The organism is Micromonospora sp. CA-248212 (assembly GCF_050948405.1).
Taxonomy (GTDB): Bacteria; Actinomycetota; Actinomycetes; order Mycobacteriales; family Micromonosporaceae; genus Micromonospora.
The window spans coordinates 3,986,429-4,007,006 of record NZ_CP192023.1 but is presented as its reverse complement, the minus strand read 5'-3'; the positions used below and the strand labels follow the sequence as shown (position 1 = coordinate 4,007,006).

The following is a 20,578-nucleotide window of genomic DNA, read 5'->3' as shown; positions in this document are numbered from 1 at the left end:
CCGGCCTCGGGGGGCGGCGGGAATCACCGCTTCAGCAGCTCCACCACGGCCGCGGTGAACTCCTCCGGCTGCTCGATGTGACCGAAATGCCCACTTTGCTCCAGGACGATCAGCCGCGAGTCCTTCAGGCCGGCGTGCAGTTCCTCGGCGTAGCGCGGGCCGCAGATGAAGTCGTGCGCCCCGACGACCACCACGGCCGGAGCGGTGATCTCACCGAGCCGGTCGCGTACGTCGAAGGGAACCGGGTCCTGCGCGCCGGCCGGCGCCGCCCAGGCCCGCAGACCCGCCTGCAACGGGGCGAACTCGGCCTGCCGAGCCCAGAAGTCCGCGAAGTAGACCGGTAGCGCGGCGCCCAGACCGGCGCTCAGCGTCTCGTCGTCGGTGGCGGTGAGGGCCCGTTGGAGAGCGGCCGGGATCTCCGCCGCCTCCGGCCGGTCCGGGTGCCGCTGCGGGTAGGCGGCGAGGTTGGTCATCGCCTCGGCCCAGAAGTCGGCGCCGGTGAGCGGTGAGGTGTCGTACAGGATGAGCCCGGCCACCCGGTCCGGGTGCTCCAGGGCGTAGCGCTGGATGACGAAACCGCCGTACGAGTGGCCGAGCAGGTACACCCGGGGCTCCCCGAGGTGCGCGACGACCGCGTCCAGGAAACGGACATAGGTGTCCATCCGGTAGTCGTCGGCACTGTCGAGTCGTCCCGACGCGCCGGTGCCGACCGGCTCGACGTACACCATCGTGTAGTGCTCTTCGAGGCTCGGCGTCCGCAGGTAGGACCACTCGATGCCGGGGCCGCCCGAGTGCGCCACACAGACCGGGCCGGTGCCGGCGACGTGGTAGACCTGCCGCACCCCGTCGACGGTGAACGAGTGGGCGCCGGGCGCGAGCGCGCCGGTGTCGTGGTGGGTGGAACCCATGAACTGTCTCCCGATTCGTGACCCGTGCGGCGTGTGCCGCGACGGCAACTGGTGGCTGGACACCGACCAGATGCGCGGGTCGTCGGGAAAGTTCGCTCGGCGGGAAACGTTTTCTCAGAGCCGCGCCGGAACGGGGTGGAACAGCGTGAGCTGACGTACCCGCCCCTCGCGCAGCACCTGCAACCACAGCGCCGCCGGCGGGCAGTGGTCCGGGTTGTCCGTCGGGCTGATCAGGTCGGTCTCCCAGATGAGCACGTCGCCGCTGGCCACGACGCTGCGCAGCCGTTGTCGTACCCCGGCGTTCAGGTCGCTGGTCATGCCACGCAGCGCCAGCTCGGGCCCGCCGCGTGGCCCACCGGGAACGATCATCTGAGCCTCCGGCCACCAGGTGTCGTGGACCACCTGGTCGAAGTCGCCCCGCATCGCCGTGGCGATCATGTCGACGCCCTCGCGCCACCGCGCGTCGCCGGCCGCGCGGACGTCGGCGTGGGCCGAGGTCGCCGCCGCGCGCAGGCCGCCGGCGAGGGCCCGCCGGGCGTGGCTGAGGCGGCTGCGGACGGTGCCGACCGGCACACCGCACACGGCCGCGATCTGGTCGTACGAGGAGGCGTCGCTGAAGTAGCGCAGCATGGTGACCAGGCGGTCGGGCTCGGACAACTCGCCGATGGCGTGCCACACCCAGTCGCGCAGCGCGCCGGAGTCCAGGGACTCCTCCGGGGTGGGATCGGTGGCGGGGTGGGCGAACCACTCCGGATCGGCGACCGGCGTCGGACGCGGCGCGCGCAGTGTCATCCGGGCGTTGTTGCGGACGACCGTGCGCAGCCACGGCCCGACGGCTGCCGAGTCACGGATCTCGCCGACGCGCCGCAGCGCCGTCACCATCGCGTCCTGCACGGCGTCCTCGGCATCCGGTCCGTAGCCGAGCAGGCTCATCGCGACCGCCCGCATGCCCGCCTCGTGGCGGGTCAGCAGCACGCCGAGCGCGCCCGCGTCGCCCGCCTGCGCGAGCGTCACCAGTTCGGCGTCACCCAGCGTCATGCCCGGTTCCTCCCCGAAACACCTGTTCTGAACACGTCTGCTCTTCAAGCGTACGGCGGACCGGCGCGAGGACGGTGCGGCCGTTGTCGGCGGCCGGCGGCCACGGGTGTTCCGGGGTCGCCGATCTGCGGCCGGCACGCCGTGTGGCGGTGCGCACGCCTGGGCCAGGATGGGAGCGTGGACATCGAACCGGTCGACGGCGCGCCCCGGCAGGCGTTCCGCTGGGCGCTCCTGCGTCAGCGCTGGGAGGACCTCACCTTCCTGCACTGGGCCGTCGCGCCGGAGGTCGTCGCGCCCCTGCTGCCCGCGGGCACCGCGCCGGACACCATCGGCGGGGTCAGCTACGTCGGGCTGATCGGCTTCCGGATGGTCGGGCTGGGCTTCGGTCGTGGGCCGGGCGTGCCGTACCTCGGCACCTTCGCCGAGACGAACGTCCGGCTCTACTCGGTGGACGACACCGGCCGGCGTGCCGTCGTGTTCCGGTCGCTCGACGCGTCCCGCCTGGTGCCGGTGCTCGTCGCGCGGGCGACGCTGCGTCTGCCGTACCTCTGGTCCTCGATGCGGCTGGACCGCGACGGCGACCGACTCACCTCCCGGTGCCGGCGACGCTGGCCCGGTCCGGCGGGCACGGCGAGCCGGATGGAGGTCCGGGTGGGGGAGCGCATCGCCGATCCGACCGGAGTCGAACACTTCCTCACCGCCCGCTGGGGGCTGCACACCCGGGCGTACGGTCGCACGCGGCACCTGCCGAACTGGCATCCCCGCTGGCCGTTGTACCGGGCGGAGCTGCTGCGCCTGGATGACGAGCTGGTCGCCGCGGCGGGCCTGCCGGCGCCGGTCGGGCCGCCGGTCAGCGTGCTCTACTCGCCCGGCGTCGGCGTGCGATTCGGGCCGCCCGTCGGGCTCCGGCGGCCCGGCTGAGTGACACCGGGCCGCCGGTTGGTCAGTACCGCCCGCCCTCGGGGGCGGGCAGGGCGTCCAGGTCGGCGAGTTCCTCCGCGCCGAGCCGCACGTCGCCGGCCGCGCAGTTGTCCACCAGGTAGGTCGGGGTCTTGGTGCCGGGGATCGGGATGACCCGGTCGCCCTGGGCGACGACCCACGCGAGCGCGACCTGCGCGGGGCTGACGCCGGCCCGTTCGGCGACCTCCCGGACCCGGGCGACGATGGCGAGGTTGGCGCGCAGCGCCTCCTGCTGGAAGCGCGGCAGGCCTCGTCGGAAGTCGTCCGCCGGCAGGTCGTCGAACGAGGCGAATCGTCCGGCGAGGAAACCCCTGCCCAGCGGAGAGAACGGCAGGAAGGCGATGCCCTGCTCGACGCAGTACGGCAGCACCTCGGCCAGCGGATCCCGGGTCCACAACGACAGCTCGGACTGCACCGACGCCACCGGATGCACCGCCTGGGCCCGCGCGATCTCGGTCGCCGTCACCTCCGACAGGCCGATCTGTCGCGCCTTGCCCGCCGCGACGACCTCCGCCATCGCGCCCCAGGACTCCTCGATGGGCACCTCGGGGTCGACGCGGTGCAGTTGGTAGAGGTCGACGTGGTCGGTGCCGAGGCGACGCAGGCTGTCGTCGATCGCCGCGCGGATGTGCTCCGGCCGGCCGTTCCTACCGATCGTGGGTAGTTTGCTGGAGCCGTCGGCCGGCGGCGTCGCGACCAGTCCGACCTTCGTCGCCAGGACTGCCCGCTCCCGGTGGCCGTCGGCCAGTGCCCGCCCGACCAGCTCCTCGTTGGTGTACGGCCCGTACACATCGGACGTGTCGATCAGCGTGGCGCCCAGATCCAGCGCCTGCCGGATCACGGAGATCGAGGTGTCGTCGTCGCGAGGGCCGGTGATGTCGTATCCGTGGCTCATGCCCATGCACCCGAGACCGATGACGCCGACCTCGGGCCCCGCACTGCCCAGCGTGGTGGTTCGCATGACCCCACGCTACGACCGTTGCCTGCCGCCCGGCACGGTGGCGGCGCTCACTACTGTCGCGTGGTGCGCATCCGCGAGTTCGACTGGCCCGACTAGGACCGCGTCGCGGCGCTCTGGAGAGCGGCGGGCCGGGACGTGCTGCCGCGTGCCGAACTGACCGCCAAACTGGCCCGGGACCCGGAGCTGTTCCTGGTCGCCGAGGTGGACCGCGCCGTCGCCGGAGTCGTGCTCGGCACGTACGACGGCCGACGGGGCATGATCCTGCGACTGGCCGTGGACCCGGCGTGTCGCCGCCGGGGTATCGCCACCACGCTGGTCGTGGAGCTGGAGGAGCGGTTCGCGGCGTTGGGGTGTCCACGGGTGAACCTGCTGGTCCTTCCGCAGGACACGGCGGCGCTGCGGTTCTGGCAGGCGCTGGGCTACCTGCCCCAGCCGGACGTGCTCTGCTCCAAACCGTTGGACGCCGCCACGAGCCGGTGAGCCGCGCCGCCGGCTGACCGCTCGCCGTGGCTGACCGGCGGGCGGTCCCACCTCGACACGGAATTCGGCGGCTGTGTCGAGAACGGCACCGCCTGCTTCGACCACAGGATGAGGGCCGGACACGACCGGTCCCACCGGCGGGCTGACACCGCAGCGACCAAGGAGTGGACCGATGACGAAGGTGACGACCGGGGCGACGATGTCGTTGGACGGCTACATCGCGGACGCCTCCCACGGCGGCTTCGAGCACCTCTTCCAGTGGTACGGCAGCGGTGACGTCGAGACGCCGACCGCCCACCCCGAGATGACGTTCCGGACGTCCGCCGCGAGCGCCCAGCACCTGCGGGACCTCAACCAGCGGACCGGAGCGCTGGTCGTCGGCCGGAGGCTGTTCGACATGACCGGCGGGTGGGGTGGCCGGCACCCGATGGACGTGCCCGTCGTGGTCGTCACGCACACCGTGCCGGAGGGCTGGGCACCGGAGAACGACTCCTTCGTCTTCGTCACCGACGGCGTCGCCAGCGCCATCGACCGCGCGAAGGCGCTCGCCGGTGACAAGGAGGTAGGGGTCAACGGCGGCACCATCGCGGCCCAGGTCGTCGAGGCTGGCCTGCTCGACGAGGTGCACGTCGACCTGGTCCCGGTCGTGCTCGGTGCCGGCGTCCCGCTCTTCGCCGACCTGAAGATCGCACCACTTCAGCTCGACGGTCCCTTCCGCGTCGTCGAGGGCGACGGCGTCACGCACCTCGCCTACCGCGTACGGCCGGCGGCCTGACCGCGTCGGGGCCGGCCCGCGCGGGCGGCCCCGAGGCGCGGCAGCGCGCTGCTCGAGGTGGCGGCGATATCCCGGGCGGTCAGCGGTCGACGCGACCGCGCGGGTGGTGGTCATCGGTCCGGCCTAGAATCGACAGGGCTCACTGTTCCGTGCGGCGTGGGCTGGGGCTACCACGAAGGGCGGTGTGTGGCATGGGGCCGGACGAGCGGCGACGGTTGTTCGAGCAGGCGCGGGAGCGCTCGACGCGACAGGAGACGTGGGCGGAAGCCGACCGGCTCTGGAGCCGGGTGATCGAGGCGTACCGGGAGGCCGTGCGGGGGCCGGGCCGGGCCGCGCGGGAGGACCAGCAGCAGTTGGCCCGGGCGCTGTGGCGACACAGCATGCTGCTGTCCGCGCGGGGCCGGGCCGCCGACGCGATGGCGCCCGGCGGTGAGGCGGTCGTCGTCTTCGAGCGGGTGTACGACGCCGTGGCGGCCGAGTTTGCGAGCGTGCTCGCCACGCCCCGGGACGAGGCCCTGGCCGAACTGATCACCGCGCTCGTCGATCTGGCCGAGGTCTCGTTCGCCGCTGGTCAGCCCGCCACCCGACGGGACCTGTTGGAGCGTGCCGTGACGACGGGTCTGACCTCCGCCGGGTCGCCCCCGTCCGCCGGGCCGCGGACCCGGGAGGCGATGGGGACGGCCTACCACAACCAGGCGGTCGCGCTGCTGCATCGGCACCTCACCCGGCCGTCGCCGACCGAGGGCGCCCAGGAGGCGGCGCTGGCGGCGTCGCGGGCCTGTGAGCTGCGACAGGGTCTGCTGGACATGGCGCGTCCACTGTCGTTCTGGGAGATGGCCAACACGTACGGGGTGTACGCCCAGTGTCTGGTCCTGATCGGTGACCTGGACCGGGCGGCCATCGTGCTGTCGATGGGCAACCGGTTCGTCGAGACGCTGGGCCCGGCCGCCGCCGAGCCGGCCCAGAAGTTGCGGGTCGCGGCCGAGATGTTGGCCCGGGAGAAGGGTGGGTCGCGGGGCGGGGCCGGTTCACGTCGCTGGGGCCGGCGGCGCTGAGCCGACTGACCCGGCTTGCATGGAATCGTCGGCCATCGATATTGTGCGCGAAGGCGCCGCCCCGCCGCAGACCATCACCGTCGATCCGAAGCGGGTTCCGCATGCGCACACTGAGACTTGTCACGTCGCTGGCCGTCGCCGGCCTGCTCGCCGGCGCGGTGGCGACGATCGCCACGCCGGCCAGCGCGGCGACAGCCGCGTTCTCCGTGACCAACAGCTGGGGCAGTGGCTATCAGGGCCAGGTCACGGTCACCAACGACACCTCCGCGCCGATCAGCGGCTGGCGGGTCGAGTTCGACCTGCCAGCCGGGTCGCGCATCAGCCAGTCGTGGAACGCCCAGCAGGTGACCGCCGGCAGCCACTACACCTTCAGCAACGTGTCGTGGAACGGCACCCTGGGCGCTGGCGCGTCGACGTCGTTCGGCTTCCTCGTCGACGGCACCGGCACCCCGGTGAACTGCACCATCAACGGCAACGGCGTCTCCTGCTCCGGCGGAACGCCGCCCACCACGCCACCGCCGACCACTCCGCCACCCACGACCCCACCGCCCACCACCCCGCCGCCGCCGACCGCCGGTACGCCGGTCGAGCGGTACGGGCAGCTCCGGGTCTGCGGCACGACGATGTGCGACAGGTCCGGCGCGCGGGTGCAGCTGCGCGGCGTCAGCAGCATGTGGCTCAACTGGGAGACCGCTCCCTACGCCGAGAACCTGTCCGCGCTGCGCTGGATGCGGGACAACTGGAACCTCCAGGTGATCCGCGCGGCGATGGGCGTCGAGCCGGCCGGGGCGTACCTGAGCGATCCGGGCAGGGCGCGGGCGCAGGTGGAGACCATCATCAACAACGCCGTCAGCGCCGGGGTCTACGTGATCGTCGACTGGCACGCCCACGAGGCGCAGAACAACCAGTCCCAGGCGGTGGCGTTCTTCGGTGACCTGGCACGCCGCTACGGCCACCTGCCCAACGTCATCTGGGAGACGTGGAACGAGCCGTTGCAGTTCAGCTGGACCGGCGTCATCAAGCCGTACCACCAGGCGGTCGTCTCCGCGATCCGCGCCGCCGACCCGGACAACATCGTGGTGCTCGGCACGCCGACGTGGTCGCAGGACGTGGACGCCGCGGCGGCCAGCCCGCTCTCCGGCACCAACCTCATGTACACATTGCACTTCTACTCCTGCACCCACGGCGCGTCGCTGCGCGCCAAGGGCGACGCGGCGATCCGGGCCGGTCTGGCGCTGTTCGTCACCGAGTGGGGGGCCAGCAACGCCGACGGCGGCCTCGACGGTCGCGCCTGCCTGCCGGAGGCGCAGTCCTGGATCGACTGGATGAGGGCGAACGGCATCTCCTGGACCGCCTGGAAGCTCGACGTCGGCACCGACACCACCAACCTGCTCAGCCCCGGCGCGCCGGTGACCGGCGGATGGAACAACTACCTGCACGGTCACGCGCCGTTCGTGGTGGCCAACATGAGGTGACCTCGCCGCGCGCTTGATCGACTCCAGATCGCCGATGTCGAGGTATCCGAGCCAGTGGGATGCCCCGACATCGGCGATCACGTGTCGATCACCCACCCGCGGCCTTCGCCGGGGCGGCACCTGAGGCTTGCGGCTCGGTGTCCGAAGGTGATCAGAGGACCGGTGACCACGAGGCGGAACAGCGCGTCACCTTAACGTGCCGGAAACACCCTCGGTACCAAGCCTGGGAACGCTCGTCGGACAGTCGAGACCACCGACACGCGAACCGGGGTGACCATGGTCGACAACACCACGAACGCGGCAACGTTCGACGGGCCGGTGGGCCGGTCCGGCAACGGACGAGCCGTGCCCGCGTCCCGTCCGGCTCCGGCCCCACCGGGTCACGACGACCCGGCGGACCTCGCCACCCTCGGCGTGGAGGAGGAGTTCCACGTCGTCGACCTGCACACCCGGGAGCTGGTGCCCCGGGCCGGCGAACTGCTCGACCGGCTGCCGGCCACGTCGTTCACCGCCGAACTGCACCGCAGCGTGGTGGAGACCAACACCGCCGTCTGCCGCACCCTGGACGAGATCCGCGCCGAGCTGACCCGGCTGCGGCAGTCGGCGATCCAGGTCGCCGACCGGGCCGGGCTGGGCATCGTGGCGGCCGGTACGGTGCCGCTGCGCGCCGACGGCGACCCGAGCGTCACCCCCACCTCGCGGTACCGGCGGATGGTCGACGAGTACCAGTTGCTCGCCCGCGAGCAGTTGATCTGCGGCGCGCAGGTGCACGTGGGCGTCTCCGACCGGGACCTGGCGGTGGCCGTCACCCGTCGCGTCCAGCCGTGGCTGCCGGTGCTGCTCGCCCTCTCTACCAGCTCGCCGTACTGGATGGGCCAGGACAGCGGCTACGCCAGCGTCCGCTCGCTGGTCTGGCAGCGCTGGCCCACGGCCGGCGACCCGGGCGAGGTGACCAGCGCGGCCGACCACGAGGCCCTGGTCGCCGAGCTGATCTCGTCCGAGACCATCACCGACCCCGCCATGATCTACTTCGACGTCCGGCCGTCGGCGCACGTGCCCACCGTCGAGCTGCGCATCACCGACGCCAACGCCGACGTCGAGACGATCGTCCTGCTCACCGGCCTGTTCCGGGCGCTCGTGCGGCGGGAGGTGGCCGCCCTGCGCGCCGGTGTCGAGCGCACCGCCGTCCGGCCGCCGGTGCTGCGCGCCGCCGTGTGGCGGGCCGCCCGCTCCGGCCTCGAAGGCGACCTGCTCGACCTGCCCCGCTCGGCGCGGCCGGTGCCCGCCGCCGAGGCGGTCCGCCGCCTCGTGGCCGACCTGCGCCCCCAGTTGGAGGCGACCGGCGACTGGGAGCAGGTCCGCGAGCTGACCCGGTACGCCCTCGACCGGGGCAGTTCCGCCGCCCGACAGCGACGGGCCTACGAGCGGCGGGGCCGGCTGGCCGACGTGGTCGACCTGCTGCTCGACGAGACCCGGGGTCGGGTGCGCGCCCCCCTGCCCGGTGCGACGCCCCCGCCCGCGCTGTCCACGTACGCCGACGCCGGCGACGAGGTCTTCGGCCCGGCCGGGCCGACACCCGCGTACCGTCCGCTGCTCACCGCCCTGCGCGCCCTCGGGGCCGTCGGCCTGCGCCACCGCGAGCACGACCGGGACGAGGAGCAACGCGCCCGGGGCGTGACCTTCAGCGTGGCCGGCGAGGCCAGCACCCGCCTCTTCCCGGTGGACCTGGTGCCCCGGGTGGTGCCCGCCGACGACTGGCGGACGCTGCGCGCCGGCCTGGTACAGCGCGCCCGCGCGCTCGACGCGTTCCTGCGCGACGTCTACGCCGAGCGGGCCGTGGTGGCCGACGGTGTCGTACCGGCCTGGGTGGTGGAATCCTCGCCGGGGCTGCGCCCGACCGGCGCGCTCATGGGCCGACACGGCACGCGCGCCCAGGTGTCCGGAACTGATCTCGTGCGCGACCCCGACGGCGGCTGGTACGTGCTGGAGGACAACCTGCGGGTGCCCTCGGGCATCGGCTACGCCGTGCAGAACCGCCGGCTCACCCAGGCGGTGCTGCCCGAGCTGCCGGTGCCCGCCGACCTGCTGCCCGCCGACGAGACGCCGGCGATGCTGCGCCGGGCGCTGGTCGCCGCCGCGCCGGCCGCCGCCGACGACCCCGCCGTGGTGGTGCTCAGCAGCGGCCCGGGTGACCCGGCCTGGTTCGAGCACCGGCTGCTCGCCGACGAGATGGGCGTGCCGCTGACCGAGAGCGGTGACCTGCTGGTCCAGGACGGCCGGGTGCACATGGTCACCGAGGGCCACCGCAGCCCGGTGGACGTGATCTACCTGCGGATGGACGAGGAGGCCCTGCTGCACGCCCCGGGCGCGGACGGGGTGCCGCTGGGCTGGCCGCTGCTCGCGGCGGTGCACGCCGGGCGGCTCACGCTGGCCAACGCGCTCGGCAACGGCGTCGGGGACGACAAGGCGCTGTACGCGTACGTGCCCCGGCTGATCGAGTACTACCTCGGGGAGAAGGCGCTGCTCGGCGACGTGCCGACGTACCTGTGCGGGGTGCCCGAGCAGCGCGCCGAGGTGCTGGGCCGGCTCGGCGAGCTGGTGCTCAAGCCGGTCGACGGGTACGGCGGCGACCGGGTGGTGATCGGCCCGCGCGCCGAGGCCGAGGAGCTGGACGCTGTCCGGGAGCAGATCCTCGCCGCCCCACACCGGTGGATCGCCCAGGAGATGGTCACGCTCACCACCCACCCGGTCTTCGACGGTACGGCGCTCGCGCCTCGCCACGTTGACCTGCGGGCCTTCGTGTTCCTCGGCGAGACTGCGGAGGTGGCGCCGGTGGCCCTGACCCGGGTCGCGCCGGCCGGCAGCATGATCGTCAACTCGTCGCGGGGAGGTGGGTCGAAGGACACCTGGCTGCTCGGCGGAGCCGGAGAGCCCTCGGTGTAACCCACGCTTGATGCGGATGTCATCGGGACGCAACCGGGCCCACCAAGCCTGGACCGGTCAGCGGCCCGAGCGGACCGAGCCGATGAGAGGTGTGTGCCATGTGCGGTATCGGAGGCGAGTTCCGCCTCGACGGGGCGTCACCGGACCTGGCGGCCCTGGAGCGGATGCTCCCCGTCCTGTCGTCCCGCGGCCCGGACGGTGAGGGGCGGTGGCAGCACGGTCCGGCGGCGCTGGTGCACCGCCGGCTGCGCATCATCGACCTGTCCGACACCGGCGCCCAGCCGATGGTCGACGCGGAGCTGGGCCTCGCCCTGGTCTTCAACGGCTGCATCTACAACTACCGGGAGCTGCGCGACGAGCTGACCGCCGCCGGCTACTCCTTCCGGTCCACCTCGGACACCGAGGTGATCCTCAAGGCGTACCACCGGTGGGGGACCGCGTGCGTCGAGCGGCTGTTCGGGATGTTCGCGTTCGCCCTGGTCGAGCTGGCCACGCACACCCTCGTGCTGGCCCGCGACCGGCTCGGCATCAAACCCCTCTACCTGGCCGAGACGCCGGGCCGCATCCGCTTCGCGTCGACGCTGCCGGCGCTGCTCGCCGCCGGTGACGTGGACACCGACCTGGACCCGGTGGCGCTGCACCACTACATGAGCTTCCACTCGGTGGTGCCGCCGCCGCGCACCATCCTGGCCGGCGTCCGCAAACTCCCGCCCGCCACCGTACGGGTGATCACCGCCGACGGCCGCAGCACCGACACCGTCTACTGGCAGCCCGAGTTCAACCGCGCCGCCGCGCCAGCCATGTCCGCCGAGGAGTGGCAGGAACGGATCATGGCGGCGCTGCGGACCGCCGTACGGCGGCGGATGGTCGCCGACGTGCCGGTCGGCGTGCTGCTCTCCGGGGGGCTCGACTCCAGCCTGATCGTCGCCCTGCTCGCCGAACAGGGCCAGACCGGGCTGGCCACCTTCAGCATCGGCTTCGAGGCGGCGGCGGGGGAGACCGGCGACGAGTTCCACTACTCCGACCTGATCGCCCGCCACTTCGACACCGACCACCAGCAGATCCGCATCGACGCCGCCCGCTTCGTGCCGGCCGTGCACGACGCCATCGCCGCGATGAGCGAGCCGATGGTCAGCCACGACTGCGTGGCGTTCCACCTGCTCTCCGAGGAGGTCTCGAAGCGGATCACCGTGGTCCAGTCGGGCCAGGGCGCGGACGAGATCTTCGCCGGTTACGACTGGTATCCGCCGATGGCCAACGTCTCCCGCGAGGACGCCGTCGAGGCGTACGCCCGGGTGTTCTTCGATCGTCGCCACGACGCGCTGGCCGGCCACCTGGCGCCCGAGTGGATGCTCGACCACGACGCGAGCCTGGAGTTCGTCACCGCCCACTTCGGCGCGCCGGGCGCGGACACCGCGCTCGACGCGGCGCTGCGCCAGGACAGCCTGGTGATGCTTGTCGACGACCCGGTCAAGCGGGTCGACAACATGACGATGGCGTGGGGGCTGGAGGCCCGCGTGCCGTTCCTCGACCACGAGGTCGTCGAGCTGGCCGCCGCCTGCCCACCGGCGCTCAAGCTGGCCCTGGGCGGCAAGGGCGTGCTGAAGGCCGCGAGCCGGGGCATCGTCCCCGACGAGGTGATCGACCGGCCCAAGGGCTACTTCCCGGTGCCGGCGATCCGGCACCTCTCCGGCCCGCTGCTGGACGACGTCCGGGACGCGCTGACCGCGCGCCCGGCGCGCGAGCGTGGCCTGTTCCGCAAGGACTACCTGGAGGAATTGCTGGACACGCCGAACGCCCAGCGGACCACGTTGGGTTCCAACGCGCTCTGGCAGCTCGGGCTGCTTGAGCTCTGGTTGCAGCGGATCGGGGTTTAGATGAGCGTACGGACCGAGGCGCCGCACCGGACCCGCCCCGCGCGGCACCGGCCGGCGGTGACCCCGCCTCCCGGCGAGGATTTCGCGCCCGCGCCGTCGCCGGACGGCCGGCGGGTGGCGTACGTGTCCGACCGGGCGGGCACCCCGGCCGTCTGGGTCCGGGACGTGGACGCCGTCGAGGCCGTCGCGCTGCCCGGTGGCGACGAGCCGGTCCTCTCGGTGAGCTGGTCCTCGGACGGGCAGTGGCTGGCCTGCGTCGTCGCGCCCGGCGGCGCGCCCCGCACCGAGCTGTGGGTGCTGCGCCCGGACGGTACGGGACTCCGCCAGGTCGCCGGCTTCGGCCGCCGCAGCGCGAGCCTGTCCCGGTGGCTGCCGGGAGGCGCGCTGATGGCGGTCACCGAGAGCGGCGAGCGGAGCGCCGCCGTACTCGTCGACGCCGAGACGGGGCACCGGCGGGTGCTCGCCGAGGACGACCTGCTCATCCTCTTGGATGTCAGCGACGACGGCGGGTCCGCCCTGCTGCGGCGTGGCCCCCGTAACGCCCGCTGGCTGGAACTGCTCGACGTGACCACCGGCGACCGGGTACGCCTGCTGCCGGACACCGGCCGGGGCAGCACCGACCAGGGCTGGTTCGGCCCCGACGGGACGAGCGTGCTGGCGCGTACCGACGCGTTCTCGGAGCTGGCGGCGCTGGTGCGCGTCGACCTCGCGCGACCGACGCTGGCCCCGACCCGCGTCGCGGCGCGGCTGGACGCGGAGCTGGAGCACGTCGCGCTCGACACCCGGCGGGAGCGGGCCGCGCTGCTGTGGAACACCTACGGCGGGCGCAGCGAGCTGAGCCTGTTCGACCTGACCAGCGGCGTCCAACGGGCGGTGACCGCCCCCGGCGAGGTGCTCAGCGACGCCGTCTTCGCCGACGGCGGTGACCTGCTCTGCCTCACCGCGCAGGGGCCGGTGCAGCCCCGGGAGGTGTGGCTGGTCGACCTGGCGACCGGCGATCCGCGCCCGCTGCGGCCGGACACCGACGCCGCGCGTACGGGTGGCCCGGGTGTCGCGCCGCAGCTGGTCGACCTGCGTGCCCACGACGGGTTGCCGCTGTCCGGTTGGCTCTACCGCCCGGCCGGCCCGGGCCCCTGGCCGACGGCGATCAGTCTGCACGGCGGCCCGGAGGCGCAGGAGCGTCCCGGCTACAACCCGCTGTTCCAGGCCCTGGTGGCGCAGGGCATCGCGGTGTTCGCGCCGAACGTGCGCGGCTCGTCCGGCTTCGGCCGCTCCTTCGTCACCGCCGACAACCTCGCCGGCCGGTACGGGGCCATCGCTGACGTGGCGGCGTGCGCCGAGCACCTCGTCGACAGCGGTGTCGCGATCCCGGGCCACCTCGGCTGCCTGGGCCGCTCCTACGGCGGCTACCTGGTCCTCGCGGTGCTGGTGAACTTCCCCGGCCTGTTCGCCGCCGGCGTGGCCGAGTGCGGCATCTCCGACTTCCGCACCTTCTACGCCGGCACCGAGCCGTGGATCGCCGCCGCCGCCGTCAGTAAGTACGGCGACCCGGTGCGCGACGCGGAGCTGCTGCGCGACCTGTCGCCGATGACCCGTATCGACCAGCTCGACGTGCCGGTGATGCTCATCCACGGCGCGAACGACACCAACGTGCCGGCCGGGGAGTCGGCGCAGGTGGCGCAGGCGCTCGCCGCCCGGGACGTGCCGCACGGGCACCTCGTGCTCGCCGGTGAGGGGCACGACTTCCTGGCCCGCGACAACGCCGAGGCGGCGCGTACGGCCACCACCTCCTGGCTGACCCGGCACCTCGCCACGACGGTGATCACCCTCGGCTGAGGCGCTATCCTGCGCCGGTGGACGTCACGGCGCAGGGTGAGCGGCTGGCCGCCGACCTGGGCCGGTCCCTCGCCGAGCTGACCTTCGTCGACCTGGACACGGACGAGGTCACGGCGCTGGTGATCGACGCGGTGGTGCGGTGGGCCAGGGCGCAGGGCTGGCGGGTCTACCGGCGGGCGCCCAGCGTGCTGCCGTTGCCGCCGCCGATGCAGCAGCGGCACTCGGTCCTCGACGTGGCGTGCGCCCGCCCGGACGGGCCGCCGGTGGTTCTGGAGGTCGACCACACCGACCGGGCCCGTACGGTCCAGAAGCTGACCGCGGAGGCGGACGCCGGGCGGATCCCCATCTGGGTGCGCTGGGGCGTCGGCCGGTTCACCGTCCCGCCACCACCGGTGGCGATGGTGACCGTCGAGGTCACCCGACGCCCCGGGCCGGCCGGGCGCGGACGACTGCACAGCCGCGTCGACGACCGGCCCGCGCCGGCACACTCGGCCGGCGGCGGCACGGCGGCCACGCAGGCGCTGCCGATCCCGCTGGTAGAGCCGCTGGTCGACCCGCTTTCGGACCCTGGCAAGGGCACCTGAAGCGAATCGTAAGCGGGGCCGGGCAGTGTCCTGGGTGTCACCGGAGAACACGACCGACACCCAGGAGATACCGATGCGCAAGCTCGTCAACTCGACCTACATCACCCTCGACGGCGTCATCGAGAACCCGATGTGGACCGCGCCGTACTTCGACGAGGAGGCCAGGGGCCTCGCCAGCGAGCTGACCGACGCCGCCGACGCGATGCTGATGGGCCGGGCCACCTACGACGGCATGTCCGTCGCCTGGCCGCAGCAGGACGAGAGCGACCCGACCACCGGCGCGGCCTACTTCAACAACGTCAAGAAGTACGTCGCCTCGACCACCCTCACCGACCCCACCTGGAACAACACGGAGGTGCTCCAGGGCGACCTGGTCGAGGCGGTCCGCACGCTCAAGGCCCAGGACGGCAGGAACATCATCCAGTACGGCTTCGGCTCGGTCACCGCCCAGCTCGTCGACGCGGGCCTGGTGGACGAGGTCCGCTTCTGGATCCACCCCGTGTTGCAGGGCGCGTCCAGCGTGACGACGCCGCTGAACGACTTCACGGCGTCGTTCGACCTGGTCGACACGCGGGTGCACAAGAGCGGCGTGATCGTCGCGACGTACCGGCCGAAGAGCGCCGCCTGACCGTCCCCCGACGGTCGCTTCAGAGCTGGGCCCGGGCCTCGCCCGGGCCCAGCTTCGTGCCCTCGGCGACCAGCGCGTCGAAGCGGTCCGGCCCGAGGTCGGCCCGGACCCGCGCGGTCACCCGGTCGACCTCGTCGCGTTCGGCGGGCGCGCACGGCGACCGGGTGGCCAGGCGGGCGGCCGTCGCCGCGCCGAGCAGCCGGGCCGCGACCTCCGGCACGCGTACCGCCGACGCCATCCCCTCCAGCGCGAAGATCGCGTCCCGGGGCGCGGCCATCGCCTCGGCGGCCTCGAACGCCTCGACGTGCAGGGCCAGCGCGGCGTCCGGGTCGCCACCCTGCTCGATCGCGTGCCCCAGCTCGACCAGGACCGGTGGCAGGTACAGCGCGGTCTGCGCCTCCGCGCGCCCCCGCTCGGCGAGGTTGCCGAGGTGGGTGACGGCCAGGTCGAGCTTGCCGTCGCGGCGGGCGGCCAACCCGAGGCTCAGCTCCGCGAAGACCAGCGCGCCCGGGGCGTCCTGCTGCACCGCCAGGTGGTACGCGCGTTCGGCCAGCTCCCGGGCCTGCGAATAGTCCCGGGTCTGCACGGCCAACCAGGCCAGCCAGGACAGTTCGGTGCACACCTGCGGCCACAGCCGTAACTCCTCGGCCCAGCGCAGCCCCTCGGTGTGCAGCGCGGCGGCGCGTTCGTGGTCGCCGCGCATCTCGGCGAGCCCGCCCACCCACTCGGTGGCCTGGAGCCGGCCCCACCGGTCGCCGATCTCGGCGAAGAGCGTCGCGCTGCGGGTCGCCGTCCGCTCCAGGGTCGCCTGGTCGCCCGCGACGTGCGCGATCTTGGCTTGCGAGGCGAGCACGGCCGCCTCGGTCCACGTGTCGACGTCCGCCGGCATCAGCTCCACGGCCAGTGCGAGATCACTGTGCTCGATCAGCGTGTTCGCCGCGAACCACGCGCCCCGGCCGCCGGGGTCGCCGGCGACCGCCGCCCGGACGTCGGCCGGCGCGACCGCCGCGCCCCGCAGCAGCGCGAACCCGACCCGCCAGGGGGCCGCTCTGCGCTCCTGTTCCGGGTCGCCGGTGACGGCCAGGGCCCGACACGCCTCGGTGAGCCGGCCGCGCAGATACCAGTACCAGCTCAGCGCGACCGCCAGTCGCAACCCGCCCCCGTGGGCCAGCGCGGCGCGCAGGTTCGCCGTCTCGGCGTCCAGCAGCGCCAGCCACCGCCGCTGCTCGGGCCCGCGCAACTCCGGGTCGGCCCGCTCGGCCAGCTCGGTGTAGTAGCCGGCGTGCCGCGTCCGGACCTCGTCGGCGTCGTCCAGGCGGTCCAGGCAGAACGCGGCGACCGATTCGAGCAGCCGGTACCGCGGCCCGTCCGGTGCGTCGTCCAACACCACCAGCGACCGGTCCACCAGCCGGGCGAGGGCGTCCAGGTCGGTGCGGCAGACCAGCTCGGCGGCCTCCGGCGTGCAGCCGTCGCGGAACACCGCGAGCCGGGCGAGCACCTGCCGGTCGGTCTCGTCGAGCAGGTCCCAACTCCAACCGATCACCGCGGTCAGCGTCCGCTGGCGCGGCGGCACGTCCCGTTGCGGGGTGCTGAGCAGCCGGAACCGGTCGTCGAGGCGTTCCACCACGCCCTGCACGCCCAGCGCGCGGACCCGGGTCGCGGCCAGCTCCAACGCCAGCGGCAGGCCGTCCAGGCGACGGCAGAGCTGGGCGACGGCCGGCGCGGTGCGCTCGTCGAGGCGGAAGCCGCGCTGCTGGGCGGCGGCGCGGGCGGCGAACAACCGGGCCGCCGCCGAGCGCCGGACCGCGTCCGGGTCACCGTCCGACGGCGGCAACGACAACGGGGGTACGTCCCAGAGCAGTTCGCCGGTCAGACCGAGCGGCTCCCGGCTGGTGGCGAGCACGTGCACGCCGGGCGCGTCGCGCAGCAGCCGGGCGACCAGCGCGGCGACCGGCTCGACGACGTGTTCGCAGTTGTCCAGCACCAGCAGCAGGTGCCGTTGGCGCAGCGCCGTGACGAGCCGGTCGGTGGGGGACCGGCTGGCGCCGGCGGCCTCGCGAACGTCCAGCGCGCCGAGCACCTGCTCGGCGACGCCCGGGTCGCCCGCCGGCAGCGGCGCCAGCTCGACCAGCAGCACGCCGTCCGGCGGAGACTGGGTACGGGCGGCCTCGGTGGCCAGCCGGGTCTTGCCGACACCACCCGGCCCGACCAGCGTGACCAGGCGCTGCCCGGGCAACAGGGCACGCAGCTCGGTCAACGCCTCGGCCCGGCCGACCAGCTCGTCGAGCTGCGCCGGCAGGCTGTTGCGGATGATCGCGGCCTTCGGCGGCGCGCTCAGACCGGCGTCCTGTTCGAGGATGCGGCGGTGCAGGGCGACCAGTTCGGGGCTCGGGTCGAGGCCCAGCTCGTCGGCGAGCCGGTCCCGCAGCTCGGCGTAGCTGTCCAGCGCCTCGGACTGGCGACCGGCCGCGTACAGCGCGCGGAGCTGCACCGCCCGCAGCCCCTCGTGCAGGGGATTGCGGGCCACCAGCTCGGCCAGGTCGGCGGCGGCCAGGTCGTGCTCGCCCCGGGCCACCCGCGCCTCGGCCAACCGCTCGTGCACGGCGAGACGCTGCTCGGCGAGTCGGGTCGCCTCGGCGCGGACGAACTCAGCGTCGGCCACGTCGGCGTACGCCTCGCCCCGCCACAGCGCCAGCGCCTCGGTCAGCCGGCCGACGTCGGTGTGCCGGGCCAGTTCGGCGAACCGGTCGGCGTCGACCGTCCCGGCCCGCAACAGGTAGCCGGGCGCGCGGGACTCGACCAGGTCGCGGGCACCCGGCTCGGCGTCGTTGAGCGCCTTGCGCAGCTGCGACACCCGCACCTGGAGCGCCCCGGTGGGGTTGGCGGGGGAGTCGTCACCCCACAGGTCGTCGATGAGCCGGTCGGCGGAGACGACCTGGTTGCGGTTGGTGAGCAGGTCGGCCAGGAGGACGCGGACCTTGGCGCCGGGCACCACCACCGGCTCGCCGGCGTCCGTGGTGACGGCGAGCGGCCCGAGCACCCCGAACTGCACGGCGGTCATCTTATGGCCTGTATCGACGTCCCCGGTCGGACCGAAGGGTTCGGCACAGTTCCGAACGCCGGTAAGCCGACCTGAAGCGGACCGTAAGCGGGCCGGCGCACCGTGTGGGCATGGACATCTACCACGAGACTCACGGCACCGGCGAGGGCCGGCCACTGCTGCTCATCCACGGCGCGCTCTCCGGCATCGGCACCTCGTTCGGCACGATCCTGCCGCTGCTCGCCCGGTCCCGGCGGGTGATCGCCGTGGAGTTGCAGGCGCACGGCCACACCCCGGACGTCGACCGTCCACTGACCGTCGAGCACTTCGCCGCCGACGTGGTCGAGCTGCTCGACCGCCTCGGTGTCGACCGGGCCGACGTGTACGGGTGGAGCATGGGCGCGGCGGTGGCGCTGCGCCTCGGCACCCACCACGCCGACCGGGTGGGGCGGCTGGTGCTCGCCTCGGTGAGCTTCGACGACGCGGGCCTGCACCCCGGGCTGCTCGACGGCATCCAGGACCTGCGACCGGAGCACCTGCACGGTTCGGAGTTCCACGACGAGTACCTGCGGACCGCCCCGGACCCGACGGGCTGGGCCAACCTGGTCACCAAGATGAAGGTGCTGGACGCGAACCTGCCCCGGTGGACGCCCGAGCAGATCGCGGCCCTGGCCGTACCCGCCATGCTCGTGCTGGCCGACGCGGACATCGTCCAGCCCGAACACGCGGTACGGATGTTCCGGCTGCTCGGCGGCGCGGTACCCGGCGACCTGACCGGCCTACCGTCCTGCCGCCTGGCCATCCTCCCCGGCACCACCCACACCACGATCCCGCACCGCGCCGACTGGCTGGCCCCCATGATCGACGAGTTCCTCGACGACCCGGTGCCGGCCCGGTGACCCACCCGCCCCGCAGCCCGGGCTCTGCGGCGTCGATCATGGACTTGTGGTGGCCACCTTAGCCATCAAAGTCCCTTTTGCACACCACCACAACTACATGATCGACGGAGACGGGGGCGGGGGCGGGGTGGGTGGGTGGGGTCAGGGGTTGAAGGCTCGGCGGTAGGCGGTGGGGGTGGCGGCGAAGGCGCGGCGGAAGTGGGCCCGCAGGTTGGTGGCGGTGCCCAGGCCGGTTCGGCGGGCGACCTCGTCGACGGTGACCGTGCCGTCTTCGAGCAGGCCACACGCGGCGCGTAGGCGCTGCTGCGTGAGCCACGCCTGCGGGCTCATGCCGAAGCGGTGCCGGAAGGCGCGGTGCAGCGTACGGGTGGACTGGTGGCCGCGTCGGGCCAGGTCCGCGACGGTCAGCGGCAGGTGCAGGTGGGCGGTCGCCCATTCGGTGACCACGGCCAGGGCGGTGTCGTCGGTGGGTTGCAGCGGAATGAACTGCGCCTGCCCGCCGGCCCGGTGCAGCGGAGTGACCATGACCCGGGCGCGCTCGATGGCCGCCGCCTGGCCGTGGTCCCGGCCGACCAGGTAGAGGCACAGGTCGAGGCCGGCGGCCAGCCCTGCGCTGGTCAGCACCTGTCCCTCGTCGACGTACAGCGCGTTCGCGTCGACGGTGACCGTGGGGTGCTCCCGGGCCAGCGCCTCGGCGTGGACCCAGTGGGTGGTGGCCCGCCGGCCGTCGAGCAGCCCGGCCTGGGCCAGCGCGAACGCGCCGGTGCAGATCGACGCCACCCGGGCACCCCGGTCGTAGGCGGCGACCAGGGCGTCGAGCGCTCGGGCCGGCGCGGGTCCGCGCCGGAAGCCGGGCACGATGACGGTGTCCGCGTCGCGCAGGGCCTCAAGGTCGGCCTCGACGCTCATGCCGAGGCCGGCCGTGGTGGTCGGCAGCCCGCCGATATCCGGGGCGCAGATGGTGGTCGCGTACCGGCCCTGGCCCTCGTGTCCGAAGACGTGTGTCGCGATGGTCAGGTCGAAGGCGACGACGGGCGGCAGGGCGAGGACGGCGACCCGGTGCGTGGCGGATTGCTTGTGCACAGTGGCAAGAATGCCACTCGTCAGAGCCGGCGGCCG

General features: G+C 73.6%; 16 protein-coding genes. 11 read left to right on the top strand and 5 right to left on the bottom strand.

Features of this window, described 5'->3' with window-relative positions:
- Positions 1–23: 23 nt before the first annotated feature.
- Complete coding sequence (locus tag ACQP03_RS19210; RefSeq protein WP_433457783.1) at positions 24–908, bottom strand: alpha/beta fold hydrolase; 885 nt, start codon at positions 906–908, stop codon at positions 24–26.
- 114 nt (positions 909–1,022) lie between these two features.
- Positions 1,023–1,946: an RNA polymerase sigma factor gene (locus ACQP03_RS19205; RefSeq protein WP_357394774.1), complete on the bottom strand. Its 924-nt coding sequence runs from the start codon at positions 1,944–1,946 to the stop codon at positions 1,023–1,025.
- A 177-nt stretch (positions 1,947–2,123) separates the two neighbouring features.
- Here ACQP03_RS19205 and ACQP03_RS19200 point away from each other — a divergent pair, with 177 nt between their 5' ends.
- The gene (locus ACQP03_RS19200; RefSeq protein ID WP_396832939.1) at positions 2,124–2,867 is read left to right on the top strand and encodes a YqjF family protein; all 744 of its coding nucleotides are present in this window, start codon (positions 2,124–2,126) and stop codon (positions 2,865–2,867) included.
- A gap of 22 nt (positions 2,868–2,889) precedes the next feature.
- Here the strand turns inward: ACQP03_RS19200 and ACQP03_RS19195 are convergent, their stop codons facing one another.
- Entirely contained in the window at positions 2,890–3,867 is a 978-nt protein-coding gene (locus tag ACQP03_RS19195; protein ID WP_357117544.1) for an aldo/keto reductase, read from the bottom strand.
- A 135-nt stretch (positions 3,868–4,002) separates the two neighbouring features.
- Between ACQP03_RS19195 and ACQP03_RS19190 the strand changes: the two genes are divergently transcribed.
- The 9 genes from ACQP03_RS19190 (at position 4,003) to ACQP03_RS19150 (ending at position 15,520) form a co-directional block, all read left to right on the top strand.
- A complete protein-coding gene (locus ACQP03_RS19190; RefSeq protein WP_396832941.1) occupies positions 4,003–4,347 on the top strand; it encodes a GNAT family N-acetyltransferase in 345 nt (114 codons plus the stop codon).
- A gap of 172 nt (positions 4,348–4,519) precedes the next feature.
- Entirely contained in the window at positions 4,520–5,122 is a 603-nt protein-coding gene (locus tag ACQP03_RS19185; protein ID WP_357117550.1) for a dihydrofolate reductase family protein, read from the top strand.
- Between the two features lie 191 nt (positions 5,123–5,313).
- Entirely contained in the window at positions 5,314–6,177 is an 864-nt protein-coding gene (locus ACQP03_RS19180) for a hypothetical protein (RefSeq protein ID WP_396832942.1), read from the top strand.
- A gap of 101 nt (positions 6,178–6,278) precedes the next feature.
- The gene (locus ACQP03_RS19175) at positions 6,279–7,652 is read left to right on the top strand and encodes a cellulase family glycosylhydrolase (protein WP_433457779.1); all 1,374 of its coding nucleotides are present in this window, start codon (positions 6,279–6,281) and stop codon (positions 7,650–7,652) included.
- A 276-nt stretch (positions 7,653–7,928) separates the two neighbouring features.
- Positions 7,929–10,595 carry a carboxylate--amine ligase/circularly permuted type 2 ATP-grasp protein gene (locus ACQP03_RS19170; protein WP_357119377.1) on the top strand — a complete coding sequence of 889 codons (2,667 nt, stop codon included), beginning with the start codon at positions 7,929–7,931 and terminating at the stop codon, positions 10,593–10,595.
- A gap of 98 nt (positions 10,596–10,693) precedes the next feature.
- Positions 10,694–12,472 (top strand): N-acetylglutaminylglutamine amidotransferase, encoded by a 1,779-nt coding sequence (locus tag ACQP03_RS19165; RefSeq protein WP_433457777.1) that lies wholly within the window; start codon positions 10,694–10,696, stop codon positions 12,470–12,472.
- Positions 12,473–14,308 (top strand): S9 family peptidase, encoded by a 1,836-nt coding sequence (locus ACQP03_RS19160; RefSeq protein ID WP_433457775.1) that lies wholly within the window; start codon positions 12,473–12,475, stop codon positions 14,306–14,308.
- 17 nt (positions 14,309–14,325) lie between these two features.
- Positions 14,326–14,892 (top strand): hypothetical protein, encoded by a 567-nt coding sequence (locus ACQP03_RS19155; protein ID WP_433457773.1) that lies wholly within the window; start codon positions 14,326–14,328, stop codon positions 14,890–14,892.
- A 73-nt stretch (positions 14,893–14,965) separates the two neighbouring features.
- Positions 14,966–15,520, top strand: coding sequence for a dihydrofolate reductase family protein (locus ACQP03_RS19150; protein WP_433457771.1), 555 nt, complete (start codon positions 14,966–14,968; stop codon positions 15,518–15,520).
- 19 nt (positions 15,521–15,539) lie between these two features.
- Here the strand turns inward: ACQP03_RS19150 and ACQP03_RS19145 are convergent, their stop codons facing one another.
- Positions 15,540–18,581 carry a BTAD domain-containing putative transcriptional regulator gene (locus ACQP03_RS19145; RefSeq protein ID WP_433457769.1) on the bottom strand — a complete coding sequence of 1,014 codons (3,042 nt, stop codon included), beginning with the start codon at positions 18,579–18,581 and terminating at the stop codon, positions 15,540–15,542.
- Positions 18,582–18,691: 110 nt separating this feature from the next.
- Here ACQP03_RS19145 and ACQP03_RS19140 point away from each other — a divergent pair, with 110 nt between their 5' ends.
- Complete coding sequence (locus tag ACQP03_RS19140) at positions 18,692–19,459, top strand: alpha/beta fold hydrolase (RefSeq protein WP_363660425.1); 768 nt, start codon at positions 18,692–18,694, stop codon at positions 19,457–19,459.
- Between the two features lie 141 nt (positions 19,460–19,600).
- Here ACQP03_RS19140 and ACQP03_RS19135 read toward each other — a convergent pair whose 3' ends face one another.
- Positions 19,601–20,542 (bottom strand): GlxA family transcriptional regulator, encoded by a 942-nt coding sequence (locus ACQP03_RS19135; RefSeq protein WP_357169500.1) that lies wholly within the window; start codon positions 20,540–20,542, stop codon positions 19,601–19,603.
- Positions 20,543–20,578: the final 36 nt, after the last annotated feature.